Source organism: Lentibacillus salicampi (assembly GCF_004565465.1).
Lineage (GTDB): Bacteria > Bacillota > Bacilli > Bacillales > Amphibacillaceae > Lentibacillus > Lentibacillus salicampi.
This window is the reverse complement of sequence record NZ_SRHY01000005.1, coordinates 166,789-174,842: the sequence shown is the minus strand read 5'-3', so window position 1 is coordinate 174,842 and position 8,054 is coordinate 166,789. Positions and strand designations below refer to the sequence as shown.

9 protein-coding genes are annotated in these 8,054 nt (G+C 30.7%); all 9 read right to left on the bottom strand.

Annotation, left to right across the window (positions count from 1 at the left end; all coding sequences use genetic code 11):
• Nucleotides 1-124: 124 nt before the first annotated feature.
• The 9 genes from E4U82_RS06775 to E4U82_RS06735 all read right to left on the bottom strand — a co-directional run bounded on the left by E4U82_RS06775 (nucleotide 125) and on the right by E4U82_RS06735 (nucleotide 7,877).
• On the bottom strand, nucleotides 125-700 hold the full coding sequence (locus tag E4U82_RS06775; protein WP_135109402.1) for a hypothetical protein: 576 nt from the start codon (nucleotides 698-700) through the stop codon (nucleotides 125-127).
• Nucleotides 701-1,432: a hypothetical protein gene (locus E4U82_RS06770; protein ID WP_135109400.1), complete on the bottom strand. Its 732-nt coding sequence runs from the start codon at nucleotides 1,430-1,432 to the stop codon at nucleotides 701-703. It abuts the gene before it with no gap.
• A gap of 15 nt (nucleotides 1,433-1,447) precedes the next feature.
• Complete coding sequence (locus E4U82_RS06765) at nucleotides 1,448-1,783, bottom strand: hypothetical protein (RefSeq protein ID WP_135109399.1); 336 nt, start codon at nucleotides 1,781-1,783, stop codon at nucleotides 1,448-1,450.
• A gap of 58 nt (nucleotides 1,784-1,841) precedes the next feature.
• Nucleotides 1,842-2,294, bottom strand: coding sequence for a hypothetical protein (locus E4U82_RS06760; protein WP_135109397.1), 453 nt, complete (start codon nucleotides 2,292-2,294; stop codon nucleotides 1,842-1,844).
• An 87-nt stretch (nucleotides 2,295-2,381) separates the two neighbouring features.
• The gene (locus E4U82_RS06755; protein WP_135109395.1) at nucleotides 2,382-3,227 is read right to left on the bottom strand and encodes an SHOCT domain-containing protein; all 846 of its coding nucleotides are present in this window, start codon (nucleotides 3,225-3,227) and stop codon (nucleotides 2,382-2,384) included.
• A gap of 316 nt (nucleotides 3,228-3,543) precedes the next feature.
• On the bottom strand, nucleotides 3,544-3,810 hold the full coding sequence (locus E4U82_RS06750) for a hypothetical protein (protein ID WP_135109393.1): 267 nt from the start codon (nucleotides 3,808-3,810) through the stop codon (nucleotides 3,544-3,546).
• 701 nt (nucleotides 3,811-4,511) lie between these two features.
• Complete coding sequence (locus tag E4U82_RS06745; RefSeq protein WP_135109391.1) at nucleotides 4,512-5,849, bottom strand: phage portal protein; 1,338 nt, start codon at nucleotides 5,847-5,849, stop codon at nucleotides 4,512-4,514.
• 37 nt (nucleotides 5,850-5,886) lie between these two features.
• Nucleotides 5,887-7,476 (bottom strand): terminase large subunit domain-containing protein, encoded by a 1,590-nt coding sequence (locus E4U82_RS06740; RefSeq protein WP_135109388.1) that lies wholly within the window; start codon nucleotides 7,474-7,476, stop codon nucleotides 5,887-5,889.
• A gap of 11 nt (nucleotides 7,477-7,487) precedes the next feature.
• Complete coding sequence (locus tag E4U82_RS06735) at nucleotides 7,488-7,877, bottom strand: hypothetical protein (RefSeq protein WP_135109386.1); 390 nt, start codon at nucleotides 7,875-7,877, stop codon at nucleotides 7,488-7,490.
• Nucleotides 7,878-8,054 lie beyond the last annotated feature (177 nt).

Here is an 8,054-nt window from a genome sequence, read left to right as displayed (position 1 = left end):
CTTTTAAAACATTGGTCTGTAGGGCTTTTTCAACCATTGGTAAATACACTGGCAATGTGTGGTAAATACCTTGGCAAACGGTGGTAAAAAAGATGGCAAGGGTGGTAAATTCCGATGGCTGTAATCATTCCATCGTGAAAATTCTTAATCCTGATTGAAGCAAGTTAATATTTACGATGTTGTAAGTATCATTCATCATCTGATGATTTGAATTTATTTCAATCTGTTGACTTATATTGTCATCAGACATTATAACTATGATACGTTCTTCTGGCAATCTAATTTGACCACTTTCTATTGTCGGACTTCCTTCTTGTTGGGCTATACATGGCAAATCTTCTGTTACTTCTTCGGGTTCTCGTATCCATATAGGATTGCCAAAGCGGTCTGTCTCCTCGTAATAACCATCAGTCATATAGGTAAATTGAAAAGCATTAGTCATTGGTCTAATAGTTGCTTTATATTCATATGATCGCTTTGCTTGAACATCACTAATAATCAGATATTTTGTATCGTTATACGTAATTACATCTCCACGTTTTATAGGAAAATCACTATGTATTGTTTTGTCGTCAAAATCTGGTAATGTATCAGATAACGTTTGACTGGATAATATTGCCTTACGTGTGGTTGTTTCATCATTTAATGTTACTGGAACACCAAAATCATTTACTAAGTTTGTAAATTCCTGTTCTAGCATTTAATCATTCCTTTCTTGTTGTTTTAAATTAATTACATCGGAAATTTCAAAATTATCTAGGACAATAATACATTCAATTAGGTGTAATGGTATTTCTCCATATGTTATAAATTCAGACCTATTATATTTAGCAAGACTTTTTACATAATCCAAAATAAATTTTTCTTCATTTTCCTTAACCCAATATGTAATTTCTTTCTGTTTCTGTGATTGTATATATATTTCTTTATAATTAAATTTTTCAATGACATTTGTAGTTTCTGGATTAATACCAAGAATAACGCTCTTTTCTTGTTCAAGATAAAATGCCAAAGGATTGAGATGATCCAGTAAGTATGTTTTAGGCTTTTTATCATTTATCAAATATTTTAAAACTTGTAACCTTGTTTTTAATTCATCATCAATGACCCAGTTACCCGATAAAAACTCCATTATTTTACATTCCATTACTCCTGATTCTTGGTTAGTAGCTGTTATTGGTAAACCACCAAACCTCTCTTTCATTTCACTACTATTGAAAGCATTTGGAAGCAACTTTTTACTTTTTAATATGCGCATTAGATTATTAATACTCGTATTATGAAATACGTAATTTTTATTATTAAGTTTAAATTCAATATTAAGTGTATCTAATTTAATTTGTAGCAATCTTCTTTTGTAGTCATCAAATTCACAAGTTTTATTTTGCTCATTTAGTCTATTAAAGTATTTGATCAACTCTTTTTGATTCATCTTTTCAAATCCCCTTTACTCATTGAACAGCATAAAAGTTGGTGAGTTGCTTTTTTCTGCTTTTAATTTGCGAATTTGTACAGTTAATTGATCTATTCTATTCTGGAGATTAGTAGCAAAGTCCGATACAGAAAAATCTTCATGCTGTTTACTGGCAAAGTATGACTGGTTATTAGCCATTGAATTTAATATTTCTAATGCTGCCTCCAGTAATGCTATCCTCATAGACTTATCATATGTAGCTTCCTTATCTAAATCATTGTTATGTAGGTAAATCTCTAATTCATCATCTGTATAGCCTTTTAGCCCTTTTAATTCAACTTTTAACACTTCTAAAACTGTTTTATTCAATTCAATCACTCCATATAATTAATTTTTGGCAATAAAAAAGCCATCCATGATGGACAGCTTAATAATCTAGAAGATTATATATGTTTTCCAGCTTTTTCCTCGTATTTTTTGCATAATGGACGTTTGTGTCATCAATATTATCAAATTTATATTCTTTACCATCATTAAAACTCAAAAACATCCGCAACCTACTAAATTCTTGATGACGTTCGGACGATATTTCGTTAACATCTTTGTAATATCTAGTTGTAGTTGAAAAAGAATAGTTTCTTTTACCATTTGAATGGAATTGAATCACTGTCATTTTATCTTTGAAAAACAAATAGAGTTCAACCAATTCTTCAGTGAAAATATTTTTTGGATAGAATTCAATCATTGTTTCGTCATAGCCACGTTCCCTTATAAACTCTATTGCATCTTCAAAAATAAAATTTGTCGCACCTGATTCAAAACCCTCTGGCATTTCAATCTGGCTTTTAAACTGGCAAAATTCCTCAAACGTTAATCCCATTTTCTCACCCCCTTTATACACCCATTATTCGACAAAAATTTGTAAAATCCTGCTTATTATATAATAAAAAATACCTATTCGGATTCTTCATGTTAATATTTTTTCTTTTTTGGCATTATATTCCTCTTGTGTAATAAGACCATCTTCAAGTAATTTTCCAAACTCTCTAATTTCTTCTACAACAGATTGATTTGTAGTAACTGCGTCATCATCATTTGTTTCATTTCTTTCTTTTTCGTCTTCTTTGTCTGCTTCATTAATATAAATCTTAAATAAACTATACCAGTATTCTAAATCTTTTTTTCCATGAACAAATATATCTTCGCTTTTTCTAACTCCAAATTTATGTTTTAGGAAATAAACTAATCTAACTGGATTATTAGTGTCATTGACAACAATTCTAAGACATAAACTTTCCACTTTATCTTCCGAGGTACTAGATCCACTTAATCCACCGATTACCGCACCAACACCACCAGCTAATACACTTCCTAATAATGCACCACCTACTTGACTTCCTCTATTTGTTTTAGTAAGGGTATTACCGTCTTGAATTATTTCTATTTCTAAAATATCCCTATAGGTATATTTATTTATATTGAAGCCATCTTTTAGGTTATCTCTACTAAAAAAGCATACACTATCAATATTTTCATCAACCAGAACAACTAGTTTATCATCCTTTGATGTATATTCTTTATCGATACTAAAATTTGTTAATTCAGATTTTGTTTTATTAACTAACTCATAAAATTGTATTTCATTCTCTTTACCAATACTATAGGCACTAATAATTATAATAACTACCATACCTAAAGAACTGAATATCATTACAGTGCCTAATGTTTCATTTATGAAAAGGGCAAAAAACCCCCCTATACCCAAAACAAAAAAAGATGTAATAAAAAATTTATAACGTGACTCACTTGACATATTTAAATCCCTCTCCCTTCTACTACAATATACGACATATAGGACAAAAATCCTGCTTATTGAGAAATATTTCCTATATTATTTTTACTTCTCTAATTTTTGTACTATTACATTCTGGACATCTCAATAAATCATGAAATACTGCTAGACATTTTGAACAATAATATGCATTTGTAACTTTAGATACAGATTGTAAATTTTCGATTATGTTATAATATGTTTCTGGATTTTTTATATATTGTAAATTCATTCGATCACCTTCTTTATTTGAGATAAAAAAATACCCTTCAAATATGAAGGATAGGTAAAAATTCGATTATTTATGTATTTCTCGTTCAATTTTTTCCACTTTTGAATCCAATTTAACAATTGTGTTACCTGTATTCTCCAATAATCTAATGATTTCGCCAAAACCTATAAACATGATACCTGAGATTAAACCGCTGACAGCATATATAAAAAATGCTGACCATGAAAAATACAGAGAACTACTTGCTATAATTAAACCTGCCACGATCCCTACAACAATAATAATCTGCCCTAATGTGTAAAGCCATTTTGCAACTTTATTATTTGTATTCAATTTTACATCCCCCCTTTTTTATTATATTACCATATATTTCATCCAATGTGAGCATATATGCCTAAAATTTTAGATTTTCTGTTCGTGTAAAAATTGGTATGCTATGCCCAAATTTTTGCTAATAGGGGTCTACAGGTTAAAATAAAGCCTTTGTATAGCCTTCTATAACCGATTTAGACCTATTCCATATACGTATGCTATAATAGACCTCAATAAGCCATACTTTACTAACTTATAAATATACAAAACCTTGTTTACATAATAGCCATTATGTCTACTAACTAAAAGTAAGAATAGTTGTCATGACTGGTTTTAAAGATAACATAATAATTATCAAATATGCATAATTTATGCAACATCATAAAACCCTATGATACCAACGTTTATATAAATTGTAATAATATTCAGTTATTATCAAAAATGTATAAAATCATGCATACTTTATCTCTTATAATAGCCCCTTATATAGACATTGACCATATATGCCTATAACAGCTAAAGCCCTGCATTGCTGGCATTTTGGGTTTTTGTGGAGATTTTTTACATTTATTTCGATACTCGAAACATTTCTATTGTAACAGCGAGATTTTTTCAACATATTTATATATCTTCAAATCCCCCACAAATCAACATTTTTATGTAACATTATTCTAATTGATAATGGTTATCATTTAGTCACCATCTATACCATATTACCCTAATTAAGAATTACCCTGATTTACATTAACATTACTATGTTCTTCTATAATCCGTTCCATCTCCTGTACTTTATCAATGAATGAAACGTTATCCATAATGGATTCAATACTAATTGCATCTAATTCCCTTAGCTTTTCAATGCTTTCAACTATTTCTTTATCGGACTTAGGCATTGATGGACTAAATACAAATCTAACTGAATCAAATTCATCATCATTAAATGTCACATCTTGCATAGCTAGTATTCCCCTGATCTTATCTAAACGCTGCTCGAATCCATCTTCTAAGTATTTACTGTTCATATTGGCTTTAATCAATGCCAATGTATAGATAGCTTCTACTGCTACCTCTGCAACATTACTGATTTCAGTAGTACCATTTAATACAACGTTAGGCAATTGTGATATGTCCATTAAAGCATTTCTAAGTGTTCCGTATAACTCTTTAAATGCACTATGACTAAAAGGATTAGCAACATATTTAAAATCGCTGTCATCGTCTAAATTAAGTCCTACACCGTTTCCATGCTTAGGTAGTTGTGCATCTGTTAATGGCTGACCAATTACTACAGGCGTTCCCATAATATGACGGTAATAGCCATCAAAACTTTTAGATAACAGGCTTTCCATGCTGTCTAAAATATCAATATAATCATTTATTTCTGCATACCCTCTAGTCTTATCCATTTCATTTTCAGTTTTATAATGGACTGGCATACCAGATAAATTAACGGATTCCTCAACCTTTCGTAAATCTCCGCCATAATTATCATATTTATATACCTTTTCATCTGTGAACACGTTATAATAATCAATAGCATCTGAATTATAAGCCTGAATAAACGCTATCATGACGTTTTCATGGTTATACACTGGATATGCTTCGCTAGGATCAATTACTTGGCTTAAAATCTTTCCATCCTTCATATATACATACTCAAAGGATTCACCGTAACGAATTAAGTCATTAAGTATACGATAATCAGTTTTATGATATTTGCCACGCTTATATACCTTGTTCAATTTATCTATGACGTTTTCTGATCCACTTAATGAAACTGGATTCTTACCTAACAGAAAATTGACGCTAAATTTAATAATCGTTTTAGCATAATTTAGTACAATCTTCTCTGTTTTCAATGTTACACCGTTAAAAGTTTCATCTGGTCTTTGTTTAATTTTGTGCTTGTTTTCCCCTAAATACTCTTTAATGGCTACGATTTCCCTAATATGATGCTGTTGCGGAACACTATGTACTTCTTGAGTAACGAATTTCTTAAAACTACCGTCATATTTTTCACGTATCAACTGTTCTAATTGCATATAATCAATTCCTTTCATAATTAAAAAATCTCACTTCACAATAGAATGAAATGAGTTACACGTACCATTTATTTTCTAATTTTGCCAATACAGATAAAGAAGCACTTATAACCTTATCATCATTCCCTACTCCACTATTGCCCATCTTTCCATTATCATTATTAATCTGGTATATCTGCATCTGCTCTAATGTTTCTTTATCATTCAAAAGGATATAACCGAGTTCAAATTGTTCCTTAAACTTTTCAATCAATACTGGCTTACTTGTCTTGGTAGTCGTAAATCCTAACTGTTTCTTATGTGTTCCACGCTGATCAAACAGCTTTTCCTTATACATATTTAAATAACCGTAATCATCACGTAATTTTTCAATAAGAACAATTCCAACATTATTACGTTCAATCGCTACAAAAGCCTGACCGTAATGTCTTAATAAATCATTGGCAACCTTAGCAAATTTATATACTGGTAATTTATTACTGCCAAAACTGGCTACTTCTATACCCTCTTCATCTAAAATGGTTATTGTCGAATAGTCTCCAGTACCAGATGAAGCTGTTGCTGTATCAATTCCAGCATAATATTTCTTTTTCTTATCGTATTCATGATATATGTATAACTCTTTGCCTATGTATTTTTTTAAACTGTCTGGAATGTCTTGTATATCCTTTTTATTAATGGCTGGCATTATGTGATTGATACGCTGCATAATTTTATTTTGTTCAAATACACTGTTTCCACTTGAAACAAACGATTCCATAGGATTAGAGGGAAACTCTTGCCAAAACTCTTGTAAATCCATATCCATTAGTTTCCACTGTCTCCATGCAATTTGTTTTAATGTCGCCCCTTTTTCATGTAAAACCTTTTCATCTTCATCTAAATCCTTAACAGATGGATAGGACTTAAAATAACTTCTATACCACTTCCACGCTTCCTCATATTCATCTGCCCACATTTTCTTATAACCGGACGAATAGAAGGGAGCAAAATAAGCTGTATACTTTGAATGTCCACGATAAGCCGACATAAACAATTTATAATAATGATTCCCGATACCGTTAGATGTAGTTTCAATAATAAGCCTACTGTCCTCACTTTTTGCAAGTGCTTGTTCTGCTGACAATAACTGTTTTTCTTGATTGCCATAAAAAGCAAACTCTGACAAGTGAATCATTGTATATGTACTTCCACGCCCAATATCCTTATTTCCTGCTGTAACTGAAGAAACAGATGATCCATTACTTAATATTAATTCATTACGGTTATCACGTACTGTATCAGGGAACAAGTTAGGATATTTATCTCTTGGCAAATATTGATTCATTCGCTTCAAACGGTTAAATAATTCCCTTGCTGAGTCTTCCTTATAAGAAACTATCATGATATTAGAATTAGGCTTATTTATGGCAATAAAAAAAGCCCTTGCTAAGGCATAAACTGAAAAACCTAATTGTCTGCTTTTGGCTACAATTGAAAAACGTTGCTTATTTACTATGTCATTAAATTCTATTTGTTGATCGTTTAAGTCTAATTTGACTAATTCCCCTGCGTTATCCACAATATGTACAAAATTCTTACAAAACAAAGTGAAATCGTTCATTATACGCTGAAGCTTTTCTTGTTTTGTTAATTTCTTTGCCACTTCATCACCCCTTATATCGCTAAGTCGTCATCATCTTCTATTTCCGTATCATTTCCCATTAAATCTTTAACCGCTTTAGCATTTTGTTTAATTTGTTTCTGCAAATCTAAGAATAATTTAATACTCTTTTCATCACCTTCTTTTGCTTTATTGCTGACTACATCATAGATTTGTTCAAAATCATCTGTTGAACGCCATTCAAGCAACAACATTAATAATTGTCTATATTCTGGTGTTTTCTCCCACTTCAAGAAACTATTCAATGTTTTCATATGTACATATCGTAAAAAATCTTCCTTGCTTTTTTTCTCTAAACGTTGATCGTATCTAATATCATGTTTCCATTTGAAATATTCACGCTTTTTAAATGGAATTTTTTCTAACGCTTCATAAACTGTCATTAATGATTATCCTTTCTGTTAAATTGTAACTGGAACACCTTTTTTTCAACTGGAACACTTAATGGAACACTAAATATAAAGGTAATTGTTCCAATTTACACCCTATAAACACTGTCATAATTGGATTTTACCTTCACTGGAACACTTGGAACACGTTTTTTCTAGTTTCTCTTATAT

Excerpts from the sequence above, each read along its gene's own strand:
- E4U82_RS06775 (WP_135109402.1), bottom strand. The coding sequence starts at position 700 with ATGCTAGAACAGGAATTTACAAACTTAGTAAATGATTTTGGTGTTCCA.
- E4U82_RS06770 (WP_135109400.1), bottom strand. The coding sequence starts at position 1,432 with ATGAATCAAAAAGAGTTGATCAAATACTTTAATAGACTAAATGAGCAA.
- E4U82_RS06760 (WP_135109397.1), bottom strand. The coding sequence starts at position 2,294 with ATGGGATTAACGTTTGAGGAATTTTGCCAGTTTAAAAGCCAGATTGAA.
- E4U82_RS06755 (WP_135109395.1), bottom strand. The coding sequence starts at position 3,227 with ATGTCAAGTGAGTCACGTTATAAATTTTTTATTACATCTTTTTTTGTT.
- E4U82_RS06745 (WP_135109391.1), bottom strand. The coding sequence starts at position 5,849 with ATGAAAGGAATTGATTATATGCAATTAGAACAGTTGATACGTGAAAAA.
- E4U82_RS06735 (WP_135109386.1), bottom strand. The coding sequence starts at position 7,877 with ATGACAGTTTATGAAGCGTTAGAAAAAATTCCATTTAAAAAGCGTGAA.